General features: G+C 64.6%; 27 protein-coding genes. 13 read left to right on the forward strand and 14 right to left on the reverse strand.

What is annotated here, in order from left to right:
* Positions 1–9 precede the first annotated feature (9 nt).
* The 8 genes from secY (at position 10) to rplQ (ending at position 4,662) form a co-directional block, all read left to right on the forward strand.
* Entirely contained in the window at positions 10–1,332 is a 1,323-nt protein-coding gene (gene secY / locus GH660_RS11290) for a preprotein translocase subunit SecY (protein ID WP_153146761.1), read from the forward strand.
* Positions 1,333–1,338: 6 nt separating this feature from the next.
* Positions 1,339–1,557: a translation initiation factor IF-1 gene (gene infA, locus GH660_RS11295; protein WP_153146762.1), complete on the forward strand. Its 219-nt coding sequence runs from the start codon at positions 1,339–1,341 to the stop codon at positions 1,555–1,557.
* 74 nt (positions 1,558–1,631) lie between these two features.
* Positions 1,632–1,745, forward strand: coding sequence for a 50S ribosomal protein L36 (gene rpmJ, locus GH660_RS11300; protein WP_028994206.1), 114 nt, complete (start codon positions 1,632–1,634; stop codon positions 1,743–1,745).
* Between the two features lie 51 nt (positions 1,746–1,796).
* Positions 1,797–2,159, forward strand: a complete 363-nt coding sequence (gene rpsM, locus GH660_RS11305) for a 30S ribosomal protein S13 (RefSeq protein WP_153146763.1) — start codon at positions 1,797–1,799, stop codon at positions 2,157–2,159.
* A gap of 12 nt (positions 2,160–2,171) precedes the next feature.
* Positions 2,172–2,561 (forward strand): 30S ribosomal protein S11, encoded by a 390-nt coding sequence (gene rpsK / locus GH660_RS11310; protein ID WP_066880003.1) that lies wholly within the window; start codon positions 2,172–2,174, stop codon positions 2,559–2,561.
* Positions 2,562–2,573: 12 nt separating this feature from the next.
* Complete coding sequence (gene rpsD, locus GH660_RS11315) at positions 2,574–3,203, forward strand: 30S ribosomal protein S4 (RefSeq protein WP_153146764.1); 630 nt, start codon at positions 2,574–2,576, stop codon at positions 3,201–3,203.
* 24 nt (positions 3,204–3,227) lie between these two features.
* Positions 3,228–4,202: a DNA-directed RNA polymerase subunit alpha gene (gene rpoA / locus GH660_RS11320; protein ID WP_153146765.1), complete on the forward strand. Its 975-nt coding sequence runs from the start codon at positions 3,228–3,230 to the stop codon at positions 4,200–4,202.
* Positions 4,203–4,260: 58 nt separating this feature from the next.
* Entirely contained in the window at positions 4,261–4,662 is a 402-nt protein-coding gene (gene rplQ, locus GH660_RS11325; protein WP_153146766.1) for a 50S ribosomal protein L17, read from the forward strand.
* A gap of 51 nt (positions 4,663–4,713) precedes the next feature.
* Here rplQ and GH660_RS11330 read toward each other — a convergent pair whose 3' ends face one another.
* From GH660_RS11330 to GH660_RS11355, 6 genes are all read right to left on the reverse strand, one after another.
* Complete coding sequence (locus GH660_RS11330) at positions 4,714–5,442, reverse strand: amino acid ABC transporter ATP-binding protein (RefSeq protein ID WP_153146767.1); 729 nt, start codon at positions 5,440–5,442, stop codon at positions 4,714–4,716.
* Positions 5,439–6,113, reverse strand: coding sequence for a glutamate/aspartate ABC transporter permease GltK (gene gltK, locus GH660_RS11335; RefSeq protein WP_153146768.1), 675 nt, complete (start codon positions 6,111–6,113; stop codon positions 5,439–5,441). Before gltK ends, GH660_RS11330 begins: the two co-directional genes overlap by 4 nt.
* Positions 6,114–6,115: 2 nt before the next feature.
* Positions 6,116–6,853, reverse strand: a complete 738-nt coding sequence (locus tag GH660_RS11340; RefSeq protein ID WP_153146769.1) for an amino acid ABC transporter permease — start codon at positions 6,851–6,853, stop codon at positions 6,116–6,118.
* Between the two features lie 74 nt (positions 6,854–6,927).
* Complete coding sequence (locus GH660_RS11345; RefSeq protein ID WP_153146770.1) at positions 6,928–7,824, reverse strand: glutamate/aspartate ABC transporter substrate-binding protein; 897 nt, start codon at positions 7,822–7,824, stop codon at positions 6,928–6,930.
* Positions 7,825–7,881: 57 nt separating this feature from the next.
* Positions 7,882–8,805 carry a response regulator gene (locus GH660_RS11350; protein WP_153146771.1) on the reverse strand — a complete coding sequence of 308 codons (924 nt, stop codon included), beginning with the start codon at positions 8,803–8,805 and terminating at the stop codon, positions 7,882–7,884.
* A gap of 126 nt (positions 8,806–8,931) precedes the next feature.
* Positions 8,932–10,746, reverse strand: coding sequence for an ABC transporter ATP-binding protein/permease (locus GH660_RS11355; protein WP_153146772.1), 1,815 nt, complete (start codon positions 10,744–10,746; stop codon positions 8,932–8,934).
* A gap of 85 nt (positions 10,747–10,831) precedes the next feature.
* Between GH660_RS11355 and GH660_RS11360 the strand changes: the two genes are divergently transcribed.
* Both GH660_RS11360 and GH660_RS11365 read left to right on the forward strand, forming a co-directional pair.
* A complete protein-coding gene (locus tag GH660_RS11360) occupies positions 10,832–11,233 on the forward strand; it encodes an acyl-CoA thioesterase (RefSeq protein ID WP_153146773.1) in 402 nt (133 codons plus the stop codon).
* 49 nt (positions 11,234–11,282) lie between these two features.
* Entirely contained in the window at positions 11,283–12,503 is a 1,221-nt protein-coding gene (locus tag GH660_RS11365) for an OmpP1/FadL family transporter (RefSeq protein ID WP_228276467.1), read from the forward strand.
* Between the two features lie 9 nt (positions 12,504–12,512).
* On the opposite strand, the gene GH660_RS11370 is transcribed toward GH660_RS11365, so the two are convergent.
* A complete protein-coding gene (locus tag GH660_RS11370) occupies positions 12,513–12,839 on the reverse strand; it encodes a tetratricopeptide repeat protein (RefSeq protein WP_153146775.1) in 327 nt (108 codons plus the stop codon).
* Between the two features lie 52 nt (positions 12,840–12,891).
* Here GH660_RS11370 and GH660_RS11375 point away from each other — a divergent pair, with 52 nt between their 5' ends.
* The 3 genes from GH660_RS11375 (at position 12,892) to GH660_RS11385 (ending at position 16,165) form a co-directional block, all read left to right on the forward strand.
* On the forward strand, positions 12,892–13,275 hold the full coding sequence (locus GH660_RS11375; RefSeq protein WP_153146776.1) for a RidA family protein: 384 nt from the start codon (positions 12,892–12,894) through the stop codon (positions 13,273–13,275).
* A 7-nt stretch (positions 13,276–13,282) separates the two neighbouring features.
* Positions 13,283–15,319: an ATP-dependent DNA helicase RecG gene (gene recG / locus GH660_RS11380; protein ID WP_153146777.1), complete on the forward strand. Its 2,037-nt coding sequence runs from the start codon at positions 13,283–13,285 to the stop codon at positions 15,317–15,319.
* A 96-nt stretch (positions 15,320–15,415) separates the two neighbouring features.
* Positions 15,416–16,165: a hypothetical protein gene (locus GH660_RS11385; protein WP_153146778.1), complete on the forward strand. Its 750-nt coding sequence runs from the start codon at positions 15,416–15,418 to the stop codon at positions 16,163–16,165.
* 50 nt (positions 16,166–16,215) lie between these two features.
* On the opposite strand, the gene GH660_RS11390 is transcribed toward GH660_RS11385, so the two are convergent.
* From GH660_RS11390 to GH660_RS11420, 7 genes are all read right to left on the reverse strand, one after another.
* Positions 16,216–17,103, reverse strand: coding sequence for an alpha/beta fold hydrolase (locus GH660_RS11390; RefSeq protein ID WP_153146779.1), 888 nt, complete (start codon positions 17,101–17,103; stop codon positions 16,216–16,218).
* A 220-nt stretch (positions 17,104–17,323) separates the two neighbouring features.
* A complete protein-coding gene (locus tag GH660_RS11395) occupies positions 17,324–18,088 on the reverse strand; it encodes a hypothetical protein (RefSeq protein WP_228276468.1) in 765 nt (254 codons plus the stop codon).
* Complete coding sequence (locus GH660_RS11400; protein WP_153146780.1) at positions 18,085–18,987, reverse strand: DUF2092 domain-containing protein; 903 nt, start codon at positions 18,985–18,987, stop codon at positions 18,085–18,087. The genes GH660_RS11395 and GH660_RS11400 overlap by 4 nt, the downstream gene beginning before the upstream one ends.
* Positions 18,984–19,262, reverse strand: a complete 279-nt coding sequence (locus GH660_RS11405; protein WP_153146781.1) for a hypothetical protein — start codon at positions 19,260–19,262, stop codon at positions 18,984–18,986. The genes GH660_RS11400 and GH660_RS11405 overlap by 4 nt, the downstream gene beginning before the upstream one ends.
* Positions 19,263–19,286: 24 nt before the next feature.
* Positions 19,287–19,853, reverse strand: coding sequence for an OmpA family protein (locus GH660_RS11410; RefSeq protein WP_153146782.1), 567 nt, complete (start codon positions 19,851–19,853; stop codon positions 19,287–19,289).
* Between the two features lie 42 nt (positions 19,854–19,895).
* Complete coding sequence (locus GH660_RS11415) at positions 19,896–20,663, reverse strand: neuromedin U (RefSeq protein WP_153146783.1); 768 nt, start codon at positions 20,661–20,663, stop codon at positions 19,896–19,898.
* A gap of 70 nt (positions 20,664–20,733) precedes the next feature.
* Positions 20,734–21,153: a hypothetical protein gene (locus GH660_RS11420; RefSeq protein WP_228276469.1), complete on the reverse strand. Its 420-nt coding sequence runs from the start codon at positions 21,151–21,153 to the stop codon at positions 20,734–20,736.
* Positions 21,154–21,216 lie beyond the last annotated feature (63 nt).

Below are 21,216 nucleotides of genomic sequence, written 5' to 3' on the forward strand. Positions count from 1 at the left end.
GTCAGGGCGTTGGCTGCAAATCCCAATACCGTTGGCAAGGGCGGCAAGTTCGGCGATCTCAAGCGCCGGCTGTGGTTCCTGCTCGGGGCACTGGTCGTGTATCGCATCGGCGCGCACATTCCGGTTCCCGGGATCGATCCCAACGTTCTCTCCGATCTCTTCAATTCGCAACAGGGCGGCATCCTGGGCATGTTCAACATGTTCTCGGGCGGCGCCCTGTCGCGTTTCACCATTTTCGCGCTGGGGATCATGCCGTACATTTCGGCTTCGATCATCATGCAGCTGATGAGCGTTGCCAGTCCGCAACTTGAAGCCCTCAAGAAGGAGGGCGAGGCCGGACGCCGCAAGATTACGCAGTACACCCGCTACGGTACCGTAGCCCTGGCTCTGTTCCAGGGGTTGGGCATTGCCGTGGCGCTCGAGGCGCAGCCTGGGCTGGTCAATGATCCCGGTTTCCTGTTCCGCTTGACCACCGTCTCGACCCTGTTGACCGGAACGATGTTCCTGATGTGGCTGGGCGAGCAGGTGACCGAGCGCGGTCTGGGGAACGGCATCTCGATCATCATTTTCGCCGGTATCGCCGCCGGTTTGCCGAACGCCATCGGCGGCCTGCTCGAACTGGTGCGCACCGGTGCCATGCACCCGCTGACGGCCCTGATCATCAGCGTCCTGGTGGTTCTGGTTACGGCATTCGTCGTCTTCGTCGAGCGTGGTCAACGAAAAATTCTGGTCAATTACGCCAAGCGTCAGGTTGGCAACAAGATCTACGGTGGCCAGAGCTCCCATCTGCCGCTCAAGCTCAACATGTCGGGCGTCATTCCGCCGATCTTCGCCTCGTCGATCATCCTTTTCCCGGCAACCGTCGCCGGCTGGTTCGGGTCCGGGGAGTCGATGCGCTGGCTCAAGGATATCGCTGGCACCCTGTCGCCGGGTCAGCCGATCTACGTGATGCTCTACGCCGCAGCCATCGTCTTTTTCTGCTTCTTCTACACCGCGCTGGTTTTCAATTCCAAGGAAACCGCGGACAACCTTAAGAAGAGCGGCGCCTTCGTTCCCGGCATTCGCCCGGGCGAACAGACGGCGCGCTATATCGACAAGATTCTGATGCGCCTGACGCTGATCGGTGCTGCGTACATCACACTGGTCTGCCTGCTGCCCGAATTTCTTATTCTCAAGTGGAACGTGCCATTCTATTTCGGTGGCACTTCCCTGCTGATTATCGTCGTCGTCACGATGGACTTCATGTCCCAGGTCCAGGCCTACGTGATGTCGCATCAATACGAAAGCCTCTTGAAGAAAGCGAACTTCAAGGGCTCGCCAATGATCAAGTAACCAGTCATGGCCAAGGAAGATTACATCGAAATGCAGGGCGAGGTCGTCGAGAACCTCCCCAATGCGACCTTCAAGGTCAAGCTGGAAAACGGGCACATCGTGCATAGCTTCATTTCCGGGAAGATGCGCATGCACTACATCCGCATCCTGCCTGGCGATAAGGTGACCGTGCAGTTGACCCCGTATGACCTGACCAAGGCGCGGATCGTTTTCCGGGCCAAGTAAAGATTCTCTACGCAATAAACCGCAGGGCAAGGAATCACGGCTGCTTCCAAGCTCTCGCAGACGAGGAGTAAGACATGAAAGTGCAACCTTCAGTGAAGCGCGTTTGCCGCAATTGCAAAGTCATCCGTCGCAAGGGTGTGGTGCGCGTCATTTGCAAGGACCCGCGTCATAAGCAGCGCCAGGGTTGATTCCCTGTCGAGTCCGGCATTTGTTAATTTTCGAAATATTGGAGTGATTCGATGGCCCGTATTGCAGGGGTAAACATTCCGAACCATCAGCATGCTGAAATCGCCCTGACCGCGATTTACGGCATCGGCCGTAGCCGTGCGCAGAAGATCTGTGATGCGGCCGGTGTGGCTCGTACCATCAAAATGAAGGACCTGTCCGACGCGGACATGGACCGCCTGCGTGACGAAGTCGGCAAGTTCACCGTCGAAGGTGACCTGCGCCGCGAAGTCACCATGAACATCAAGCGTCTGATGGACCTCGGTTGCTACCGTGGCCTGCGTCACCGCAAGGGTCTGCCTTGCCGTGGCCAGCGCACCCGTACCAATGCGCGTACCCGCAAGGGCCCGCGCAAGGCCATCGCCGGCAAGAAGTAATAGGGACAGAACATGGCAAAGACTGCTACCAAAGTTCGCAAGAAGGTCAAGAAGAACGTTGCCGAGGGCATCGCCCACATTCACGCTTCGTTCAACAACACCATCATCACCATTACCGACCGTCAGGGCAACGCGCTGTCCTGGGCTACTTCCGGCGGTGCCGGCTTCCGCGGTTCGCGGAAGTCCACCCCGTTTGCCGCCCAGGTCGCTGCCGAAGCCGCTGGCAAGGCCGCCCAGGAATGTGGCGTCAAGAACCTCGAAGTCCGCATCAAGGGCCCGGGTCCTGGCCGCGAATCTTCCGTCCGCGCGCTGAACGCGCTGGGCATGAAGATCACCGCGATTTCCGACGTGACGCCGGTGCCGCACAACGGCTGCCGTCCGCCTAAAAAGCGCCGCATCTAAGGAGAAAGACAAGTGGCTCGTAATCTCGATCCGAAATGCCGTCAGTGCCGCCGCGAGGGCGAAAAGCTGTTCCTGAAGGGCGAAAAGTGCTTCACCGACAAGTGCGCCATTGAGCGCCGCTCGTATGCGCCTGGCCAGCATGGCCAGAAGTCCGGTGCCCGCCTGTCCGACTACGGCGTGCACCTGCGCGCCAAGCAGAAGATCCGTCGCGTATACGGCGTGCTCGAAGGCCAGTTCCGCAAGACCTTTGCCGAAGCCGAGCGCCGCAAGGGCCAGACCGGCGAAAACCTGCTGCAACTGCTGGAAGCACGCCTCGATTCCGTCGCCTATCGCATGGGCTTCGGCGCCTCGCGCACCGAGTCGCGCCAGATCGTCCGCCACAACGGCGTCCTGGTCAATGGCAAGCGCGTGAACATTCCTTCCTTCATCGTCAAGCCGGGCGACGTCGTCCAGTTGACCGACCGTGCGCGCGCTTCCCTGCGTTGCAAGGCCGCTCTCGAAGCCGCCGAATCCCGCGGTTTCCCCGAGTGGATCGCCGTCGATGTCAAGGAAGGCAAGGGCACGTTCAAGGCCATGCCGCAGCGCTCCGAGCTGCCATCGACCCTGAACGAAGGTCTCGTCATCGAACTTTACTCGAAGTAAGCACTGAGCAGAGGAATTTAGCCCATGCAAAGCAGTGGACTTCTAAAACCCCGCATCATCGACGTGCAAAGCGTTTCGCCCGTGCAGGCCAAGGTGGTCATGGAGCCGTTCGAACGCGGTTATGGACATACCCTGGGCAACGCGTTGCGCCGCATCCTGCTGTCGTCGATGCCCGGTTACGCACCGACGGAAGTCGGTATCGACGGCGTGCTGCACGAGTACTCGACCGTCGATGGCGTTCAGGAAGATGTCGTCGACATCCTGCTGAACCTCAAGGGTATCGTTTTCAAGCTGCACAACCGCGACGTGGTCAACCTGAAGCTCGCCAAGGAAGGCGAAGGTGCCGTTCGCGCCGGTGACATCGAGTTGCCGCACGACGTCGAAATCATCAATCCGGAGCACGTCATCGCTCACCTTTCCCCGGGCGGCAAGCTGGCCATGGAAGTGAAGGTTGAGAAGGGTCGCGGCTATGTGCCGGGCAACGTGCGCAACCTGGGCGACTCGAAGGCAATCGGAAAACTGGTTCTGGACGCTTCGTTCAGCCCCATCCGCCGTGTCGCCTACGCCGTCGAGAGTGCGCGTGTCGAACAGCGTACCGACCTTGACAAGCTGATCGTCGATATCGAGACCAACGGCGTCGTCGAGCCGGAAGAGGCCATCCGCTACGCGGCTCGCGTGCTGATGGAGCAACTCTCCGTCTTCGCCGACCTCGAAGGTACCGCGCCGGTCGCCGAGGCCTCGAAGCCTGCACAGGTCGACCCGGTGCTGCTCCGTCCGGTGGATGATCTCGAACTGACTGTTCGCTCGGCGAACTGCCTGAAGGCCGAGAACATCTATTACATCGGCGACCTCATCCAGCGTACCGAGAACGAGCTTCTCAAGACCCCGAACCTGGGTCGCAAGTCGCTGAACGAGATCAAGGAAGTGCTGGCTGCCCGCGGCTTGACCCTGGGCATGAAATTGGAAAATTGGCCGCCGGCCGGTCTGGAAAAGGTCTGAGGACCTTTTCCGACCCGGGCAGTCAAGGGACGCCTGTAGAACATAGAAAGGATTAACCATGCGTCACCGTTTGGGACTTCGCAAACTCAACCGTACCAGCAGCCATCGCCTGGCGATGCTGCGCAACATGACCGTTTCGCTGCTCCGTCACGAAGCCATCAAGACCACCGTGCCGAAGGCCAAGGAACTGCGTCGTGTCGTCGAACCGATGATCACCCTCGGCAAGACGCCGACCCTGGCGAACAAGCGCCTGGCGTTCGATCGCCTGCGCGACCGCGAAATCGTCGTCAAGCTGTTCGCCGAAATCGGCCCGCGCTATGCGACCCGTCCGGGTGGCTACCTGCGCATCCTCAAGTGCGGCTTCCGCGTCGGTGACAATGCGCCGATGGCGTTCGTCGAATTGGTGGACCGCCCGGAGCCGACCGAAGCGGTGGAAGTTGAAGAATCTGCAGCCGAATAAGCTGTCAGCCGCAGAATGAAGAAGGCCGGGATTTTCCCGGCCTTTTTTCTTTCAGTGCTGAAGGATTTTCGAGAGGAACAATTGCGCTCGCTGAGAGCGCGGCGTGCCGAAGAAGTCTTCCTTCCTTGCATCCTCGACGATCTTCCCCTGATCCATGAAGATTACCCGATGTGCGACCTTGCGCGCGAAGCCCATCTCGTGGGTGACGCACATCATGGTCATGCCTTCGTGAGCCAGTTCGACCATGACGTCAAGCACCTCGTTGATCATCTCGGGGTCGAGCGCCGACGTGGGCTCGTCGAACAGCATGCAGATCGGGTCCATGGCCAGCGCGCGGGCGATCGCCACGCGCTGCTGCTGGCCGCCGGAAAGCTCACCCGGGAACTTGTGGGCATGCGCTTTCAGGCCGACGCGGTCGAGCAGTTTCAGGCCCTTCTCGGTTGCCTCGTCCTTGCCGCGCTTGAGCACCTTGATCTGGCCGATGGTCAGGTTGTCGGTAATGCTCATGTGCGGAAACAGTTCGAAGTGCTGAAAAACCATGCCGACGTGGGCGCGCAATTTCGATAGATTGGTCTTCGGGTCGCCGACTGAGGTGCCCCTGACGAGGATTTCGCCTTTCTGGAACGGTTCCAGCCCATTCACGCACTTGATCAGGGTCGATTTTCCCGACCCCGAAGGGCCGCAGACGACGACCACCTCGCCTTTCTCGACACTGGTCGTGCAATCCGTGAGGACCTGGAACTGGCCATACCACTTGGAAACATCCTTGATTTCGATCATTGGCTGAATCTCGCTTGAAGGCGCTTCACGACCCGGGAGACCGAGAAGCAGATGACGAAATAGACGGCGCCGGCAAAAAGCAGCAGTTCGACGAGCCGCCCGTCACGGTCGCCGATCTTGTACGAGGTGCCGAAGAAGTCGGAAAGGCCGATCACATAGACCAGGGAAGTGTCCTGGAACAGGATGATGCCCTGCGTCAGGAGCAGCGGGAGCATATTGCGGAAGGCCTGCGGCAGGACGATCAGGCGCATCGTCTGCCCCGGCGTCAGGCCGAGGGCGAGGCCGGCGGCGACCTGTCCCTTGGCCACGCTCTGAATCCCGGCGCGGATGATTTCCGAGTAGTAGGCGGCCTCGAACAGGGCGAAGGCGACGAGCGCCGAGGTCAGCCGGATATCGCCGATGTTCTGCCCGAAAATGGCCTTCAAGCCTTGCGGCACGATCAGGTAGAACCACAGGATGACCATCACCAGCGGTACCGAACGGAACAGGTTGACGTAGGCCGTGGCGAGAAACGCCAGGACGCGGCTCCTGCCGAGGCGTGCAACCGCCAGCAGGGTGCCCCAGACGATGCCGACGAAAATGGCGGTCAGCGTCACTTCGAGCGTGATCGCCATGCCCTTGAGGAGCAGGGGGATGGCACCGGGGATGGAGGACCAGTCGAATTCGTACATGCTCATTTCCCTCCGACGAAGCCGGGCACCTGCACCCGCTTTTCGAGACGGCGCATGAGGAACATCACGGTGACGTTGATCAGCAGGTAGAGCAGCGTCACGGCGATGAAGGCCTCGTAGGGTTGGGCGGTGAAATCGACCAGGTGCTGGGCCTGGCGCGAGAGCTCGATGAGGCCGATGGTGGTGGCGACCGCGGAGTTCTTGAAGATGTTGAGGAATTCCGAGGTCAGCGGCGGGACGATGATGCGGTAGGCCATCGGCAGCAGCACGTGGCGATAGCACTGGGCCAGCGTGAAGCCCATCGCCAGGCCGGCATTCTTCTGGCCGCGCGGAAGGGAATTGATGCCGGCGCGCACCTGTTCGGCGACGCGCGCCGCCGTGAACAGGCCAAGGCAGACCATGGCCGAGAAGAACTGCTGGGCCAGCGGATTCATCTGCTTGAAGGTGTTGCCCATTTCGCCCGGCAGCAGTTCCGGCAGCACGAAATACCAGATGAACAGTTGGACCAGCAGGGGAATGTTGCGGAAGACCTCGACGTAGCTGGCAGCGATCAGTCCCAGCCAGCGGTTGGGAACCGTGCGCAGGACGCCGATGACCGAACCGACGACCAGCGCGATGATCCACGCGGTGAGCGAGAGGGTGACGGTCCACTTCAGGCCTTCGAACAGCCAGGCCAGATAGGTTCCCTCACCCGTCGCGCTGGGCTGGAGAAAGACCTGCCAATTCCAGTTGTACGCCATGCGACCACCTCCCCCTCAGAAGCGGTCTGCCCGGAAAATCGCCCCCGGCAGACCGTCGACCGCAACCGATGGAATTACTCGAACGCCTTGTCGTTGGGAGCCTTGTACAGGGCCTTCATCTCGTCGGAGAGGGGCATGCTCAGGTTCAGCCCCTTGGGCGGGATCGGGTTCATGAACCACTTGGCGTAGATCTTCTCGGCATCGCCCGAGGTCATCGCCTTGCTCAGCGCGGCATCGATGATCTTCTTGAATTCCGGGTCGTCCTTCCGGAGCATGCAGCCGTAGGCTTCCTTGGACTGGGCGGTGCCGGTGACGATCCAGTCGCCCGGCTTCTTGGCCTTGGCCATTTCGCCGTAGAGCAGCGCGTCGTCCATCATGAAGGCGACGGCACGCCCGGTTTCCAGCGTCAGGAAGGCTTCGCCGTGATCCTTGGCGGAGATGATGTTCATCTTCAGCTGCTTCTCTTCGTTCATCTTCCGGAGCAGGCGCTCGGAGGTGGTGCCGGCAGTGGTGACGACGTTCTTGCCGGCGAGGTCGGGGAAGTCCTTGATGCCCGAATCTTTCTTGGTCATCAGCTTGGTGCCGATGACGAAGATGGTGGTCGAGAAGCCGACCTGCTTCTGGCGCTCGAGGTTGTTGGTGGTCGAACCGCATTCGATGTCGATGGTGCCGTTCTGGACCAGGGTGATGCGGTTGGCCGAGGTGACCGGCATCAGCTTGGTGTCGAGCTTGGCGAGCTTCAATTGCTCCTTGACGCCGTCGACGGCTTTCAGCATCAGTTCCTGCGAGTAGCCGATGACCTGCTGCTGGTCGTTGTAGTACGAGAACGGAATCGAGGATTCGCGGTGACCCAAGGTGATCGTGCCGGTGTCCTTGATCTTTTTCAGCGTGGGCGATTCCTGAGCCAGCGCCGGCGTGGCGGCGATGGCGGCGGCGATCAGGGCGGCGGGGGCCAATCGGTTCAGTAGCATGGGGTTTCTCCTGGACTAGGTTGGTTTGATACTGCTTTCGACAATGCCTGCTGGAATTCAGTTGCCGGGCGGCGCGATGGTGGCGACTGCGACGTTGCCGCAGCCCTCGTAATGAATGCTGCTGAAGCTTAACATCCTGGCTAGTGCGATGCCGCGTCCATTCGGGTCGCAGGCGCGGCGCGGGTCGAGCTCCAGATAGTCGCGCCAGGCGAATCCCCTGCCTTCGTCGGCGATGCGCAGGGTGATGCGCTCCGGCTCGCGGCGAAAGCTGAGGCGGACACGCTTGCCCAGGTTGTCGGGCAGCGCGCTGCGCCGGTCGACCTCGCTCTTCCAGCAATTGTCGAGCGCCAGTTGCGATTTTTCCTCGTAGGAGAGCCCAAGGTTGCCATGCTCGACGCCGTTGACCAGAAGTTCGGAGATGCCGAACAGGGCAGCATCGGGATTCGGGCAGGCCTGGGCGATCAGGGTGGCGAGTTCGCCGGCCTCCTCGAGCGTGCGGATCGAGAATTCGCAGGTGTCGAGCTCGCGATGCTTCCCCGACTGCCGGCGCAGTTGCCGGCGCAGGGCGTTGCGGAACGAGGACTTGGCGAGCGCCGCATGGACGATGGAGAGCACCGCATCGTGCTGGGCGGGCATGGTCAGGTAATGGTAGGCGCCGGCGGCGGCGCCGCTGCGCATCTGCTCGGCGGTCGGCGGCGCCGGCGTCTGCAGGACGACGGGAATCCCGGCCAGCCGCTGGCTGGCGCGGATCCGCCGCGCCAGGTCGAGGCCGCCGCCTTGCGGCATCAGGCAATCGAGAATCATCAGGTCGAAATGCTCGGCCTGGTCCTGCAGGATGGCCCATGCGGTATCCGGATCGCCTGCCGTATGGAAGGTGACGCCCGGCTCGCTGCGGAAATGGTCGACCAGGGTTGCGAGGCTGCGCGGGTCGCGATCGACGACGAGGAGATGGGCTTCGGTCATGTCGGCGTCGCTTGGCATGCGCGGAATGCAGCGGCTGGCGGCCGGCACTGTCTGTCGGGGGCGAGGGCGATTGCTGAAAGTGTCATCGGGCACGACCGCCGGCTGCGAGGTCCAAGTGAGCGTTGCGGCCAGTATAGAAGAAAGTCATGCATTTTCGGCAGCCAGCGCCTGTTCCTGTTGCTGCAGGGTCCACATGCGGGCGTAGGCGCCGCCGGCTTCGAGCAGCGCCGTATGCGTTCCGCGCTCGATGATCCGGCCGTCCTCCATGACCAGGATTTCGTCGGCGTTCATGACCGTCGATAGGCGGTGGGCGATGATCAGCGTCGTGCGGCCGACGGCGGCGAGTTCGAGCTGGGCCTGGATCGCCCGCTCGGTGGCCGAATCGAGCGCCGACGTCGCCTCGTCGAAGATCAGGATGGGCGGATTCTTGAGCAGGGTGCGGGCGATGGCGACGCGCTGCTTTTCGCCGCCGGAGAGCTTGAGGCCGCGCTCGCCGACGCGCGTTTCGTATTTCTGCGGCAGCGATTCGATGAAGTCGTGCAGCTGGGCGGCGCGCGCGGCGGCGTAGACCTCGTCGCGGCTGGCGTCGGGGCGGCCGTAGTTGATGTTGTAGAAGATGGAGTCGTTGAACAGCACGGTGTCCTGCGGCACGATGCCGATCGCTGCGCGCAGGCTGTCCTGCCTGAGCTGGCGCAGGTCGTGGCCGTTGATGCGGATGGCACCGCCGGTGACGTCGTAGAAGCGGAACAGCAGTCGGGCGAGGGTGGATTTGCCGGCGCCGGAGTGGCCGACGACGGCGACCGTCTTGCCCGGCGCGATGGCGAAGCCGAGGTTGTGGAGAATGACCCGGTCCGGCTCGTAGGCGAAGTCGACCGCCGCGAAATTGACCTGTAGCGGACCTTCCGGCAGGTCGCGGGCATCCGCGGCGTCGGCGATCTCGCGGTTCTCCTTGAGCAGGTTGAACATGCGCTCGATGTCGGTCAGCGCCTGGCGGATTTCGCGATAGACGACACCGAGAAAGTTGAGCGGGATGTAGAGCTGGATCAGGAAGGCGTTGACCAGCACCAGATCGCCGATCGTCATGTTCCCGTCGACCACGCCATTGGCCGCGCGCCACATCATGGCGGTGACGCCGAGCGCGATGATCGCCTGCTGGCCGAGGTTGAGCGCCGAGAGCGTAGTCTGGCTGCGCGTCGCGGCATCCTCCCACTTCAGCATCTGGGCGTCGTAGCGGCGCGCCTCGTAGGCTTCGTTGTTGAAATACTTGACCGTCTCGTAGTTGAGCAGGCTGTCGATGGCGCGCGTGTTGGCGGCGGAATCGCTCTCGTTGACGGCGCGCCGGATGTCGATGCGCAAGTTGCTGACGGTGACCGTGAATACGATATAGCTGACCAGCGAGACGACGGTGATCAGGACGAAGCCGAGATCGTATTTGACGAACAGGATGCCGAGTACCAGCCCGATCTCGACCAGGGTCGGGAGGATCGAGTAAAGCGTGTAGGAGATCAGACTGGAGATCGAACGGGTGCCGCGCTCGATGTCGCGCGAGACGCCGCCGGTCTGCCGTTCGAGATGGAAGCGCAGGCTCAGCGCATGCAGGTGGCGGAACACCTCGAGCGCCACCCGGCGGACGGCGCGCTGCGTCACGCGGGCGAAGAGGAATTCGCGCAGTTCGGTGAACAGGGCGGTGGAGAAGCGCAGCGCGCCGTAGAGGAGGAGCAGCAGCACCGGCAGCGCCAGGGCCTGCTCGCCGGGCGAAAGGCCGTCGATCATGTGCTTGAATACGACGGGGACGCTGACGTTGGCGACCTTGGCGGCGAACAGGCAGCCGAGTGCGGCGAGCACGCGCAGGCGATAGGTCCACAGATAGGGAACCAGCGTGCGCAGCGTCAGCCAGACGTGGCTTTCGGGCAGTGGCTGGCCGACAGGGGGCTTGGGGAGGGCGGTGGCGCGGCGCATGGCAGGTTGGGTGCGGGTTTTCGCCAGTATATGAAAACTTCCCGGATTCCGGGAAAATCGGGCTTTATTTGAAAACGGGCACATCATGACGGTCGACCGCGTCAACCTCCCCCAGAAGCAACCGGTGCTGCGCGTCGTGCCGATGCCGGCCGACCTCAACCAGAATGGCGACGTCTTCGGCGGCTGGGTCATGGCCCAGGTCGACGTCGCCGGGGCGATTCCCGCCATGCGCCGGGCGCGCGGCCGGGTGGCGACGGTCTCGGTCAACTCCTTCCAGTTCAAGCAGGCGATATCGGTCGGCGATATCGTCAGCCTTTACGCCGAGATCGTGCACGTCGGCCGCACCTCGATCACCGTCAATGTCGAGGTCTATGCCGAGCGCAACTACGCCGAGCCGGTGACCGTCAAGGTGACAGAAGCGCAACTAACTTACGTTGCCATCGACGCAAATGGCGAAAAGCGTTCCGTTCCGCTGGAAAATACGTAGAATCAGGCAGGTGCGAATTTTTTTTCAGGTAAAACAAGAGATGAAGACAATGACCCTGCGCGTTCTGCCGGCGCTCGTGCTGGCGGCCTTCTCCGGTGCCGCTTCGGCTGCCGCCTTCCAGCTCTGGGAACAGAATGCCAGCGGCCTCGGCACGGCCTATGCCGGTTCGGCGGCCGTCGCCGACAATGCCAGTACCATCTTCTTCAATCCGGCCGGCATGACCAACATGCCGGGCCTGCAGATGTCGGCCGGCGTGACCGGTGTCGGGCCGCGCTTCGAGTTCAGCGACGACGGATCGAGCGGCCTGCTCGGCACCGGCGGCAACGGCGGCAATGCCGGCGGCTGGGCGGCCGTGCCCAATGCCTATTTCTCGTGGCAGGTGGCGCCGGACTGGTTCGTCGGCCTCGGCATTTCGGCGCCGTTCGGACTGAAGACGGAATACGACAGCAGCAACTGGATCGGCCGCTACCAGGCGATCAAGTCCGAGATCACCACGGTCAACTACAACCCGTCGCTGGCCTGGAAGGTCAACGACAAGGTTTCGCTCGGCATCGGCGTCAGCTATCAGACCATCGACGCCGAAATGACGTCGGCCGTGCCGGGGCGTCTCGCCTACTCCAACCTCAAGGGCGACGACGGTGCCTGGGGCTGGAACGCCGGCGCCCTGTTCACCCTGTCGCCGGCGATGCGCGTTGGTGTTTCGTATCGCTCCGCGGTGAACTACACGATCGAAGGCAATGCCAGCACGGCCTTGTCGTCGACGCCGGCCAGGGCGGACCTGAAACTGCCGGATACCTTCATCCTCTCCGTCTGGCAGCAGGTTTCCGATCGCTGGGAGGCGATGGGCGATCTCTCCTATACCAACTGGAGCACGGTCAATACGCTGAACATCGTCAACGGCAACACCGGCGCGCAGATCGGCAGCGAACACTTCGGCTACGAGGATTCCTGGCGCATCGCCTGGGGCGCCGCCTACAAGGCCAACGACGCGTGGAAGCTGAAGTTCGGCATCGCCTACGACCGCACGCCGACGACGGACGGCAACCGCACGGCGCGCGTGCCGGACAACGACCGCATCTGGCTCTCGCTCGGCGCGCAGTGGAACGGCGGCGTCTATGGCCGGATCGACGCCGGCTACGCCTACCTGTACCTGCGCGACCCGAGCATCACCCAGACCAAGACCTTCGCTCCCGGCGTCACCAGCAACCTGCGCGGCTCCTACGACGACAGCGCGCACCTCCTCGGCGTGCAGTACTCCAAGGGCTTTTAAGCCTCCCGCTCAGGTGCCGGGCGCCTTCTGCAGGCGTCTGGCGAAAACCTTCATCTCCTTCGCCGCCTGGATGTCGCCCTTCGCTTCGGCGACCGCGATGCCGCGCTCGTAGGCGGCCAGCGCGCCGGGCGCGTCGCCGGCCTCGGCCAGCGCCTTGCCGAGCGCCTTCCAGGCTGCCGAATACTGGCTGTCGCGGTCGACCGCGTCCCGGAAGCATTTTCCGGCGCGGGCCGGGTCGCCCGCCTTCAGGTATTCGTTGCCGAGCGAGAAGCGGAGCAGGGCGCCGTCGCGTGGTCCGCCGAGCATTTTTTCCAGGGATTCGATGCGTGGGTTCATGTGGGGTCGGGTCTAAAATAATGCTTTCGCACATCAGGACAGGAAACTCATCATGGCCAAGACCATCATCGCCACGCCCAACGCCCCGGCCGCCATCGGCACCTATTCGCAGGCCGTGCGCGTCGGCGACACTGTTTACCTCTCCGGGCAGATCGGGCTCGATCCGGCGACCATGCAGATGGTAGACGGTATCGACGCGCAAATCGTTCGTGTCTTCGAAAATCTCAAGGCCGTCGCCGAAGCGGCCGGCGGCTCGCTGGCCGACATCGTCAAGCTCAACGTCTTCCTGACCGACCTCGCCAATTTCGCCCGGGTCAATGAAACCATGTCGCGCTATTTCAGCGACCCGTTCCCGGCGCGCGCCGCCGTCGGCGTCAAGGAACTGCCGCGCGGCGCCCTGGTCGAGGCCGACGCGGTGATGTTCACCGGCCGCTGAGCCGCCGATGGGCGGCGACGGTGCGGCGCCGATCCGGGCTTCGGAGGCGCTGCGCAAGAAGCTGGCGAAGATCGGCCTCCAGCGCGAGGCCGATCTGCTCGTTCACCTGCCGCTGCGCTACGAGGACGAAACCTGCATCACGCCGGTCGCCCGCGCGGCCGGCGGGCGGCCGGTGCAGGTCGAGGTCGTCGTCCACGGCAACGAGGTGCAGTACCGGCCGCGCCGCCAGCTGATCGTGCGTGCGGCCGACGCCAGCGGCGAGATCACGCTGCGCTTCTTTTCCTTCTACCCCAGCCAGCAGGCGGCGCTGAGCGCGGGTTCGCGCGTGCGCGCCTTCGGCGAGGTGCGCGGCGGCTTCTTCGGCGCCGAGATGGTGCACCCGCGCTTCCGCAAGGTGGGCGACGACGAGCCGCTGCCCACGGAATTGACCCCGATTTACCCGTCGACCGCAGGCGTCGCCAATTCGGCGCTGCACAAGCTGATCGCCCGGGCGCTGGAAAGTGCCGACCTCGCCGACACCCTGCCCGACGAGCTGCGCCAGCAGCTGAAGCTGCCCGGCCTCGCGCGCAGCCTGCGCTTCCTGCACACGCCGCCGCCGGGCACCGATCTCGACACGCTGCACGCCCGCCACCACCCGGCCTGGCGGCGCGTCAAGTTCGACGAAGTCCTGGCCCAGCAACTGTCGCTGCGCCGCGCCTGGCTCGCCCGCCGCGAACAGGGGGCGCCGGTGCTGGTGGCGCGGGACGACCTCGGCGCCCGCCTGCTCGACCGCCTGCCCTTCGGCCTTACCGGCGCCCAGTTGCGGGCGATGGCCGAAATCGCCCGCGACCTCGGCCAGCCCTACCCGATGCAGCGCCTGCTGCAGGGTGACGTCGGCGCCGGCAAGACCATCGTCGCCGCGCTCGCCGCCTGCCAGGCCATCTCGGCCGGCTGGCAGGCGGCTTTCATGGCGCCGACCGAAATCCTCGCCGAGCAGCATTACCTCAAGCTCGCTGCCTGGCTGGAACCGCTCGGCGTCAAGGTCGCGTGGCTCTCCGGCAGCCTGAAGGGCAAGGCGCGGCGCGAACAGCTGGCTGCGGCGGCGGCCGACGCCCAGCTGATCGTCGGCACCCATGCTCTGATCCAGGAAGGCGTCGATTTTGCCCGCCTCGGCCTCGCCATCGTCGACGAGCAGCACCGCTTCGGCGTCGCCCAGCGCCTGGCGTTGCGCAAGAAGGGGAGCAACCCGCACCAGCTGATGATGTCGGCGACGCCGATCCCGCGCACGCTGGCCATGAGCTACTACGCCGACCTCGACGTCACCGTGCTCGACGAGCTGCCGCCCGGCCGCACGCCGATCAAGACCCGGCTGATCGCCGACAGCCGGCGCGATGAACTCGTCGGCTTCGTCAAAAAGCATGTCGAGGAAGGCCGCCAGGCCTACTGGGTGTGCCCGCTGATCGAGGAGTCGGAAGCCCTGCAGCTGCAGACGGCGCAGGAAACCTACGCGACGCTTCTCGCCGAGTTTTCCGGGTTGACCGTGGGCCTCGTGCACGGCCGCCTGAAAGCCGACGAGAAGCAGGCGGTGATGGCCGCCTTTGCGGCCGGCGAGATCGACGTGCTGGTGGCGACGACGGTCATCGAGGTCGGCGTCGATGTGCCCAATGCCAGCCTGATGGTCATCGAGCACGCCGAGCGCTTCGGCCTCTCGCAACTGCACCAGCTGCGCGGCCGCGTCGGGCGCGGGGCGCACGAGTCGAGCTGCGTCCTCATCTACGCCGGCCCGCTCGGCGAGGTCGCCCGCCAGCGGCTGAAGATCATCTACGAGCACACTGACGGCTTCGAGATCGCCCGCCGCGACCTGCAGCTGCGCGGCCCCGGTGAATTCGTCGGCAGCCGGCAGAGCGGCGTGCCGCTACTGCGCTACGCCGACCTGGAAGCGGACGCCGACCTGGTCGAGATGGCGCGCGGCGTCGCCGAGAACATGCTGACCGCCCACCCCGAACTGGCCGAGCGCCACCTGCAACGCTGGCTGGGGTCGCGGGAGGAGTTGCTGAAGTCGTGAAGGAAGAGGCTTGACCTGCCAGCCTGCTTGGCTGACAACTCGGACGCCTTTTTCCGGTCGCCATCAGGTTTCGCCATTTAGCCAAGGAGCTCAGTCATGAAATGCGTTATCGGCACAATTGCCGCTGCGTTGATCCTTGCCCAGCCGCTCGTCGCCAGCGCGGCCCCGGGCGACCCGGATCGTCGCAGCGAGCTCGTCCACTTTACCAAGGGCGCGAGCTCAACGGTGGTCAAGGGCCGGATCAAGGGGTATCGCTACATCGACTACGTGGTGCACGCCGCAGCTGGACAGACCTTGAGCGTCGAGATGCAGACCGGCAACGGCGCCAACTATTTCAACATCCTGCCGCCGGGCAGCAGCGATGTCGCGATGTTCGTCGGCAGCACGTCCGGTAACCAGTTCTCGGGCGTGCTGCCGGCGGACGGCGATTACGTGATTCGCGTCTACCTGATGCGCAGTGCCGCGCGCCGCAATGAATCGGCAAACTATATGCTGACCGTTGGCGTCAGCGGCCAGCCGCTGGCGGCGACGCCGGCCGCCAAGGATGCGCTGATTCCCGGCACACCTTTTCATGCTTCGGCGAAGATCGCCTGCGTGCCCCCCTTCGATGCCAAAACGAAGGAATGCGAAGCCTTCGTCATCCGCCGCGGTTTCGACGGGACGGCGACCGTCGAGGTGCGCTGGGGCGACGGCCTCAAGCGCCGCATCCTGTTCGTCAAGGGCAGGGTGGTGGCGGCGGATTCGCCGGAGATGTTTTCCGTCGAGCGCAACGGCGATGTCAGCGTCGTCCGTTTCGGCAGCGAGGAACGTTTCGAGATTCCCGACGCGCTGGTTTCCGGCGGCTGACCCGGCCGGAATTTGCCCAAAAAAAACGGGTCGACCGCACTCGGTGGCCGCTAGCCGAAAAAATCCTCGATGATTCGCGCCACCGCTGCCGGCTGGTCGTGGTGCAGCATGTGGTCGGCGCCGTCGATCCACTTTTCGTCGACGTCGGCGAAGCAGGCGCGGCGGGCTTCCCAGTCGCCGGGGCGGGTCGCGTAGTCGCGGACGATCCACGATTCGCGGCCGGCCACCCAGAGCACCGGGCAGGCGACCTGTTTCCAGATGGCCATCGATTCTTCGAGGCGGAACAGGTAGGGCGCCGGCGCCTTGTGCCACGGGTCGCCGTTCCAGATGACCCCGTGCCGGCGCTCGCCGGCCTTGTTCTCGCCGTCGCCGATGCGCGCCAGGTGCTTGGCGAGGAAGGCGGCGCGTTCCGGCGTCAGGAAGCGGTCGCTGTGCAGCAGGCGGCGGGCGAAGGCGGCGCGGTCGGCATAGACGTGCATGCGCGGCGGCTTCCGGAGGGCGCCCAGCCACTGCTGGTAACGCTCCGGCGCCATGCCGGGCTTCGTCGGGGCGATGCCGAAGCCTTCCAGGGTGATCAGCTTTTCGACGCGTCCGGGGCGGATGCCGGCGTACAGGCAGGCGAGGATGCCGCCCATGCTGTGGCCGGCGAGGCGGACCTGGCCGGCCGGCGCGTAGCGGTCGATGATGGCCTCGAGGTCGCCGAGGTGTTCGGCGAAGAAATAGGGGCGGTGCAGCCATTGCGAGCGCCCGAAGCCGCGCCAGTCGGGGGCGACGATGTTCCAGTCGCGCTGCAGTTCGTCGACGACGAACTGGAACGAGGCGGAAACGTCCATCCAGCCGTGCAGCAGGAACAGCAGGGGCGCCTGCGGATCGCCCCAGCGGCGGATGTGGAGGCGAACGGCGGGCAGGTCGAGGGTTTCGGAGCGGGAAGGGCGCATCGGTTTTCGAGCTTTTCAGGCGGTCGACCGCAACAGGCGGCGTAAGGCCGATTCTAGCGCGCCCTTGGCGCGGGGAACCGAAACCGCGCCGCCAGTCCCTTCCCCTGAAGGGAGAGGGCGGGAGATGGGTTCAGGATTTGCGGCGCTACAGCATTCCAGAGCCCCATCCCTGCGCCGGCCCTCCCCTGGCAGGGGAGGGCGTGAATCGACTGCGCAGCCCCTACGGCGTCGGCACGACCTGGTAGTACACCCCGTTCGCGCCGTAAACCGGCTTGAACCAGGTGTTGCCGCACAGGTAGTAGGTCGCGCCGGCCACGCTGGGCCGGATGCAGCCGGACGGCAACTGGGCGTAGCTGCCCCCCATCGTGTAGCCCCCGGCCGGCGCGGCACCGGCCGCGCCGGCGGCGACGCCCGCGTTGTAGGCATTGGTGGTGGCCGCGGCGGTGCTGGCGCTGCCGGTCGCGACGCCGGCGGCGTAGGCGTTCGAGGTGGCCGCCGCGGTGTTCGCCGAGGCGATGGCGGCGCCGGTCGCCATGCCGACCACGGCGCCGGCCGCCGCCGCGCAACCGTAGCAGCCGGTGCTGTAATAGGGCACTGCCACCGGTGGGTGATAGACCGCCGGCGGCGGTGGCGGGACGCCCGGCGGGCGATACGCCGTCGCGCCGCCCGGGTAGGTGTGGTAGGCGCCCTCGCCGTAGCGGCCGGCCGTCGTGCCGCCGTAGACGTTGGTGTGCTCGGTGCCGCCGCCGTAGGCGTGCGCGGTGTCGCCGCCCCAGGCGTTGGTGTGCTCGGTACCTTCGCCCGCCACGTGTTCGGTGCTGCCGCCCCAGCGGTTCTCATGGCCGGTCTGGCCCCAGGTATGCTCGGTGCCGCCGCCGAAACGGTTGGCGCTGCGCCAGGCCGCCGCCTCGGAGGCCCACAGGCCGGCCGCCAGCAGTACCGAAACGAGCGCCGCCGTCCTTTTCATGTCGCGTTGCCGATTCATTTGCCACCTCCGGAAGATGCTGCCGCTTTGCCCTTTGTCGCCTTGCCCGCCGTCAGTGGCTTGACGCCCGGCGGCGGCGCCGCGCCCGGATGGACGAAGGGAATGCGGTCGGCCGCCTGCGCCTTGGCCGAGGCGAAGGCGTCGACGGCGATCGGCGCGTCGAGCTGCCAGTTGGAAAGTTCGAGATCGTGGCGCAGGCGCAGCGGATCGGCGCGGTAGACAGCGCGGATGCGGCGCGGCAGCTTGTCGTCGCTGCCGATCCAGATCTGCAGGAAGACGTCGTTGTCAGCCCATGCCACCATCTCGGTCGGGACGCCGCCGACGACGCCCGACGGCCCGATGTAGAACGCCGACTTGGCGCCCGCCGCCAGCGCCGTGTAGGGGTCGGCGGCGATCAGGTCGGCGAACGGGAAGAAGACGGCCGCCTTCTGGTACGCCTGCTGCAGCATGGCGTCGATGGTCGGCTGCGCCTCGGCGACGGCGACCAGGTTTTCCGCCGGGGCGAAGGCCATCAGCGTCTTGCCGTCGTAGTAGAACTCCGACGCCGGCCCGTCGCCGGGCACGATGACGCGCAGGCGGTCCGGCCGCTGCAGCGCGACGTCGTAGCGCATGCTGTAGACGATGGCCGGCCCGAGCTTGCTCGGGAATTCGAAGTCGGCCGTGGCGGTGAAGGACATCGTCTTCGCCGCCGCGAGGCGCTCGCTCGTCGCCTTGAGCAGCGCCATGGCGCGTTCCTCGACGATCGGCTTGAAGGCCGGGGCGGCCGGCTTCTTGGCCACCTTGGCCGGTCTGACCGTTGGCGCCGGGTCGGCGGCAGTGGCGCCCAGCGCCGCGCAACCCAGGGCGATGGCCAGCGCCAGGCGGGCCGGCCGGCGGAAGATGCGGTCGGCCGGGCTCATGGAATCAGCCCGCATTCGAACATCTTGTTGACGATGGGCCCGGCGACCTTGTCGATGAAGGCCGTGCGCATCTGCGGATCCTGGCGCAGGAACTCGATGACGCGCTGCTCTTCCGGCGACTTCGGCTCGCCCTTCTTCTTCCAAAGATCTTCGCAGTTCTCGGACTGGTATTTCTGGACGACGCGATTGGCCACCGCGTCGAGGATGGGGTACTGCGCGTGCGCGGCGCCGGCGATGCAGCCCAGCGTGGCAAGCAGGATCAGGTGTTTCTTCATGCTTCGCTCCTTGGCGGGTGGCGTTCAGTAAGCCATGTCGGTGAGGACGATCTCGATGCGGCGGTTTTCCTTGCGGCCGGCCGGCGTCGCGTTGGAGGCGACCGGCTGGTATTCGCCGTAGCCGGCGGCTTCGAGGCGCTTCGGATCGATGCCCTTGGCCTGCAGGAAGCGGACGACGTCGCTGGCGCGCGCGGTCGACAGTTCCCAGTTGCTCGGATAGCGGGCGCGCAGGGCGGGGCCGATCGGCTCGTTGTCGGTATAGCCGCGGATGACGATGCGCTTGTCGGTGGTCGACTGCAGGGTGCCGACGATCTTTTCCAGCGTGCTGCGACCCGCGGCATGCATTTCGGCGCTGCCGGAGGCGAAGAGGATTTCGTCGATCAGGGTGATCGTCAGGCGGCCCTCGAGCTGCTTGATGCGCACCTGGTCGGCCTGGACCTCCTTCTGCAGCTGGGCGTTGAGCGCCTGGTAGGTCTTGCTCTGGGCGGCGTAGGTGTTGGCCGTCTGGACTTCCTGGTTGTAGGTGCTCTGGCTGACGCAACCGCCGAGCGCGGCGACGAGGGCGAGGGGAAGCAGTGCTTTTTTCAACATGATTTTCTCCTGCAAAAGTGGCGTGAGGTCACGCCGGTAAAGTTATTTGGGGAACATGAACTGGACCTGGAAACGGATCTGCCAGTTGGCGCCGTCGTCCGGTGTCACCACGTTGTAATACGCCGAAAGCTGCGTGTTCACCGGCAGTTTGCCGATGTGGAAAATCTTGCCGACACCGCCGCCCAGCGGCACCGTCCAGCGCTGGCTGTCCTCCGCCTTCCAGTTGGCAGTGATGATGGGGGAGGTGGTCAGGTAGAGCCCGCCGGGAAAGTTGTAGTTGAGGAAGGGCTGGATGGTCGCATTGTTGTACGAGCCACCGGTGCCGCTGTCGCTCAGCGACCAGATGTTGTTGACCAGCACCCCGTAGACCCAAGGGCTGCCGTGTTCCAGGTGCAGCACGACGCCGGACAGCCCCATGCCCCAGTTGCGGTTGCCGAGTTGCGAGTCGGTATTGGTCGGCAGCTGCACCACCGGCCCCGCCCCCCAGATCACGCTGCCCGGCTTGGCCGGGGAGAGGAAGGCGGTGAACACCGTGTCGCCCAGCCCGTTGGTGCGGTCGTCGCCGGGATAGAGCGCCGGCTGCGACACCACCGGCACGATGGTGCGGGTGATGATGTTCCAGTCCTCGTTGACCGAAACCGGGATCACCGGCTGGATGTTGAGGATGTTCTGGGTCTTCTTCTCCGGCCCGAAGTTGAGGTTGGTGTTGTTCTGGAAGGGGATGCTGACCAGATTGCCGACCGGATTCTGCGCCAGCTTGGCCAGTTCCTCGGCGCTCAGTTCGGCGTGCACGGCACCCGAAAGACACATGGCACCCAACCCAACTGCTACTACCTGCTTTTGGAAATACTGCATGATCGTTCCCGAAGAAAAGTCTTATTCACCTTGCACGCGTGAAATAGATATCGAACTTCTGTTGCGCCACCGCCTGGTAATAGACGCCCTTGAGCACATCGCTCGCCGGGTCGTAGGTCAGCGTGTAGGTCGAGCCGTTGTAGCCGCCGGCGCGCAGTTCGAAGAATAAGCGGATGGTCTTGCCCTCGCGCGTCGCCTCGGCCCTGGAGAACGGCAGTGGATTGGGATTGGCGTAGGAAGCGTCCAGCTTGCCTCCGGCGTCGACACCCCTGATGTTGATGACGTAGCCGCCATCCGGCCGCACCCAGCGGCCCGGCAGCGCGCCGAAGATACTTTCGGCCTGTGCCGCTGGGGCGTCCGCCCTGACCTGCGCCTGCGCCGGCAAGGGAATCAGGCTGACAAGCAGTGCTGCGGTCGACAGCGAAAAAGCGGCCATTTTCATCATCAACGCAGCAGCCTCCGGAAAATGCCCGGCTGGCGCCGAACTGGCGCCAGCACCATCACGACG

It is taken from the genome of Dechloromonas sp. H13, from assembly GCF_009469615.1.
GTDB lineage: Bacteria > Pseudomonadota > Gammaproteobacteria > Burkholderiales > Rhodocyclaceae > Azonexus.

What these genes read in the sequence shown, in the direction of transcription:
- infA (WP_153146762.1), top strand. Translation starts at nt 1,339, where the DNA reads ATGGCCAAGGAAGATTACATCGAAATGCAGGGCGAGGTCGTCGAGAAC.
- rpmJ (WP_028994206.1), top strand. Translation starts at nt 1,632, where the DNA reads ATGAAAGTGCAACCTTCAGTGAAGCGCGTTTGCCGCAATTGCAAAGTC.
- rpsM (WP_153146763.1), top strand. Translation starts at nt 1,797, where the DNA reads ATGGCCCGTATTGCAGGGGTAAACATTCCGAACCATCAGCATGCTGAA.
- rpsK (WP_066880003.1), top strand. Translation starts at nt 2,172, where the DNA reads ATGGCAAAGACTGCTACCAAAGTTCGCAAGAAGGTCAAGAAGAACGTT.
- rpoA (WP_153146765.1), top strand. Translation starts at nt 3,228, where the DNA reads ATGCAAAGCAGTGGACTTCTAAAACCCCGCATCATCGACGTGCAAAGC.
- rplQ (WP_153146766.1), top strand. Translation starts at nt 4,261, where the DNA reads ATGCGTCACCGTTTGGGACTTCGCAAACTCAACCGTACCAGCAGCCAT.
- GH660_RS11330 (WP_153146767.1), bottom strand. Translation starts at nt 5,442, where the DNA reads ATGATCGAAATCAAGGATGTTTCCAAGTGGTATGGCCAGTTCCAGGTC.
- gltK (WP_153146768.1), bottom strand. Translation starts at nt 6,113, where the DNA reads ATGTACGAATTCGACTGGTCCTCCATCCCCGGTGCCATCCCCCTGCTC.
- GH660_RS11340 (WP_153146769.1), bottom strand. Translation starts at nt 6,853, where the DNA reads ATGGCGTACAACTGGAATTGGCAGGTCTTTCTCCAGCCCAGCGCGACG.
- GH660_RS11345 (WP_153146770.1), bottom strand. Translation starts at nt 7,824, where the DNA reads ATGCTACTGAACCGATTGGCCCCCGCCGCCCTGATCGCCGCCGCCATC.
- GH660_RS11350 (WP_153146771.1), bottom strand. Translation starts at nt 8,805, where the DNA reads ATGCCAAGCGACGCCGACATGACCGAAGCCCATCTCCTCGTCGTCGAT.
- GH660_RS11355 (WP_153146772.1), bottom strand. Translation starts at nt 10,746, where the DNA reads ATGCGCCGCGCCACCGCCCTCCCCAAGCCCCCTGTCGGCCAGCCACTG.
- GH660_RS11360 (WP_153146773.1), top strand. Translation starts at nt 10,832, where the DNA reads ATGACGGTCGACCGCGTCAACCTCCCCCAGAAGCAACCGGTGCTGCGC.
- GH660_RS11365 (WP_228276467.1), top strand. Translation starts at nt 11,283, where the DNA reads ATGACCCTGCGCGTTCTGCCGGCGCTCGTGCTGGCGGCCTTCTCCGGT.
- GH660_RS11370 (WP_153146775.1), bottom strand. Translation starts at nt 12,839, where the DNA reads ATGAACCCACGCATCGAATCCCTGGAAAAAATGCTCGGCGGACCACGC.
- GH660_RS11375 (WP_153146776.1), top strand. Translation starts at nt 12,892, where the DNA reads ATGGCCAAGACCATCATCGCCACGCCCAACGCCCCGGCCGCCATCGGC.
- recG (WP_153146777.1), top strand. Translation starts at nt 13,283, where the DNA reads ATGGGCGGCGACGGTGCGGCGCCGATCCGGGCTTCGGAGGCGCTGCGC.
- GH660_RS11385 (WP_153146778.1), top strand. Translation starts at nt 15,416, where the DNA reads ATGAAATGCGTTATCGGCACAATTGCCGCTGCGTTGATCCTTGCCCAG.
- GH660_RS11390 (WP_153146779.1), bottom strand. Translation starts at nt 17,103, where the DNA reads ATGCGCCCTTCCCGCTCCGAAACCCTCGACCTGCCCGCCGTTCGCCTC.
- GH660_RS11395 (WP_228276468.1), bottom strand. Translation starts at nt 18,088, where the DNA reads ATGAATCGGCAACGCGACATGAAAAGGACGGCGGCGCTCGTTTCGGTA.
- GH660_RS11400 (WP_153146780.1), bottom strand. Translation starts at nt 18,987, where the DNA reads ATGAGCCCGGCCGACCGCATCTTCCGCCGGCCGGCCCGCCTGGCGCTG.
- GH660_RS11405 (WP_153146781.1), bottom strand. Translation starts at nt 19,262, where the DNA reads ATGAAGAAACACCTGATCCTGCTTGCCACGCTGGGCTGCATCGCCGGC.
- GH660_RS11410 (WP_153146782.1), bottom strand. Translation starts at nt 19,853, where the DNA reads ATGTTGAAAAAAGCACTGCTTCCCCTCGCCCTCGTCGCCGCGCTCGGC.
- GH660_RS11415 (WP_153146783.1), bottom strand. Translation starts at nt 20,663, where the DNA reads ATGTGTCTTTCGGGTGCCGTGCACGCCGAACTGAGCGCCGAGGAACTG.
- GH660_RS11420 (WP_228276469.1), bottom strand. Translation starts at nt 21,153, where the DNA reads ATGATGAAAATGGCCGCTTTTTCGCTGTCGACCGCAGCACTGCTTGTC.